2 protein-coding genes and 1 pseudogene are annotated in these 2,972 nt (G+C 64.7%); all 3 read right to left on the reverse strand.

Annotated features, from left to right (window positions below):
• Window positions 1–285, reverse strand: a pseudogene (locus PMI42_RS12890) (GNAT family N-acetyltransferase); the annotation flags it as partial.
• A 4-nt stretch (window positions 286–289) separates the two neighbouring features.
• Entirely contained in the window at window positions 290–637 is a 348-nt protein-coding gene (locus tag PMI42_RS12895; protein ID WP_008134681.1) for a Lin0512 family protein, read from the reverse strand.
• Window positions 638–818: 181 nt separating this feature from the next.
• Window positions 819–2,483, reverse strand: coding sequence for an acetolactate synthase large subunit (locus PMI42_RS12900; RefSeq protein WP_008134682.1), 1,665 nt, complete (start codon window positions 2,481–2,483; stop codon window positions 819–821).
• Window positions 2,484–2,972: the final 489 nt, after the last annotated feature.

A 2,972-nucleotide genomic window follows, 5' to 3' on the forward strand; every position in this document is an offset into this window, starting at 1 on the left:
GGGGGGCGAGCCGATCATCTGCTCGCCCGTCTCGGCAAGCACCACCTTGAAGCCGGCCGGCACATCGACCGGCTCGGGCGTGAACAGCGCGGCGACCTGCGGACCCGACAGGAGATCGCCGAGCGCGGCGAAGCTCGCCGCGGACATGTCGACCATGTCGGCAAACGGCGTCATGTCCACGGGATAGCGCCGCGCCCGCGGCCCACCTTCTGCCAGATGCTTCTGGCTGGTCGTCAGCGCGCTCCAGATCGGACGATCCAGCAGCCGCTCATCGCTGTCGGACACCGGCCTAATCCTTGTCGAAGCTGACGATGACGGCGGCGTTGGCGATGAGGATCGGGTCGTTGGCCACTTCCGTCGCCGAGGGAATCTCCAGCCCGCCCTTGACCGCAGTCACCGTCACCGTGCCGTAAGGCAGCTCCTTCGCAACGGCTTCCTTGTCGACCGCCTCGGGGTTCGGCACGCCGATCGTGACATCGACGAACATGTCGTTCGCGGTCTTGCCGATCATCCGGAAGAAACCGAGGCTCGAATGCCTGATCGCATCCGACACAGCGCGCTTCGCCGCCTTGGTGGCGTCCCTGCCGTGGACGTCGACGCCCATGCCCATCTCGGTGATACAGCGAACGCGAGTCATGTTTTCATTCCCGTAGTTAGTTGGATGATGTTGACGCAAGTTGTTATCGCATTTGAGCTGATCGGCATATTCCGTCATTGCGAGCGCAGCGAAGCAATCCAGAGTCCTTCCGCGGAGACAGTCTGGATTGCTTCGTCGCAAGGGCTCCTCGCAATGACGGGTACGGCGAGAGTGTCGAACATCACGCCTTTGCCTTCTCATGCGCGCGCAGCTCGTCGACCAGCACCCGCACATTCTCCGAATAGTCGATCGGGATCACGACCAGATGCACGCCGCCCTCCTTGAAGGCCGCATCGAGCGTCGTGCCAAAGCTGTCGATGCTCGCGATGCGGTGTCCCTTGGCGCCGTAGGCCTTGGCGTAGAGGACAAAATCGGGATTGCCAAAGGTCATGCCGTAATCGGCGAAATGGTCGACGGCCTGCTTCCAGCGGATCATGCCGTAGGCGTTGTCTTCGAGCACCAGCACGACCAGGTTGAGCTTGAGGCGGACTGCGGTCTCCATCTCCTGGCTGTTCATCATGAAGCCGCCGTCGCCGGCAACCGCGAGCACGCGACGATCGGGATAGAGCATCGCGGCCATCATCGCCGATGGCAGGCCGGCGCCCATCGTCGCCAGCGCGTTGTCGAGCAGCAGCGTGTTGGCGACGCGGGTGCGATAGTTGCGCGCGAACCAGATCTTGTACATGCCGTTGTCGAGCGCGACGATGCCGTTCTCCGGGATCACCTGGCGGATGTCATGCACGATCCGCTGCGGCGTCGGCGGCCAGCGGGACTCCGTGGCGCGATCGGCAAGATGCCTGAGTATCTCTTCACGCAGCGGCAGCAGCGCGGCGGCGTGCGGCAGCTTGCCTTCAAGGCGGTCGGCCAGAAGCTCCAGGCTCGGGCCGACATCGCCGATAACCTCGGCATCCGGGAAATAAACCTGCTCGACGCTGGCCGAGGTATAGCTGACATGAATCACCTTCGGGCCCGATGGCCCCATGATGAAGGGCGGCTTCTCGATCGGGTCGTGACCGATTGCGACGATCAGGTCGGCGGCCTCGATCGCGTCGTGGACATAGTCGCGCTCGGACAGTGCCGCGGTGCCCATGTAGAGATTGGTGCCGCCGGGCACGGTGCCCTTGCCCATCTGCGTGGTGAAAAACGGAATGCCGGTTCGCCGCACGAAGCTTGCGATCCCGTGGGTCGAGCGCGGCCGGCTGGTCGCCGCCCCCATCATCACCAGCGGGCTCCTTGCCGCCAAGATCATCTCGGCGGCGCGGTCGAGCGCGGCACGATGGGCGACGGGAATTTCGATCGGATGGATCGGGATCACGGGGGTGGCCGGCACCTCGTCGCCAGCGATGTCCTCGGGCAGTTCGAGATGCACCGGCCCCGGCCGCTCCTCCATCGCCACGCGGAAGGCGTCGCGCACCACGGTCGGAATGCTGGAGGCGCTGATGATCTGCCGCGACAGCTTCGTCAGCGGCTTCATGGTCGCGACCACGTCCACGATCTGGAAACGCGCCTGCCGGCTGCTCATGATCGGCTTCTGGCCGGTGATCAGGATCATCGGCATCGCGCCGAGATGTGCATAGGCCGCGCCCGTGGACAGATTGAGCGCGCCGGGGCCGAGCGTGGAGAGACAAACGCCGGGCTTTCCGGTCAGACGCCCATGCGTGGCGGCCATGAAGGCTGCGGCCTGCTCGTGGCGAGTCAGCACCAGCTCGATCTTGGAGGTGCGGAGCGATTCGACCAGATCGAGATTTTCCTCGCCGGGCACGCCAAAAATGCGGTCGACGCCTTCATTCTCCAGCGCGGCGACGAACAGATCCGATCCTTTGACTTTGTGGTCCTGCCCGCTCATGTCGCCTCCGCCTGCTGCTGGCTCCCGTGGTCCACGAGAACGGGCGCATGGTAGCCATCCAGGCCGCATGCACAACTCACAAAGAGGCGCGCAATTGCATCGGCACCGTCATTGCCAGCGAAGCGAAGCAATCCAGAGTCCATCCGTGGATACGTTTCTGGCTGCGTCGCTGCGCTCGCCATGACGGAGTGTGGAACTGCTCCGTTCGCCACTCTCGTGTCCTGGACGCGACGCAGCGCGCAGCGGTGCGGCGCAGAGCCGGGGCCCAGCAGACTGCGGCACTCGCTGCAACATGAGCCCCGGCTCTGCGCGGCAACGCGAAGGGCGTTGCAGCGCGTCCGGGGCACGAGACCGTTGTTAAATGGCTGACATGGGTTCGCGGCCTCGCGGCTTGTTTCGCCCGAGCTTTGCTTGATCTCGTCACGCTCTCTTGTCAGAGGGCGCAGGGAAGACCGGGTGCCGGCCGGGCACCCACGGTCCACTGTGCGA

It is taken from the genome of Bradyrhizobium sp. YR681, assembly GCF_000282615.1.
Taxonomy (GTDB): Bacteria; Pseudomonadota; Alphaproteobacteria; order Rhizobiales; family Xanthobacteraceae; genus Bradyrhizobium.

Excerpts from the sequence above, each read along its gene's own strand:
- PMI42_RS12895 (WP_008134681.1), bottom strand. The coding sequence starts at position 637 with ATGACTCGCGTTCGCTGTATCACCGAGATGGGCATGGGCGTCGACGTC.
- PMI42_RS12900 (WP_008134682.1), bottom strand. The coding sequence starts at position 2,483 with ATGAGCGGGCAGGACCACAAAGTCAAAGGATCGGATCTGTTCGTCGCC.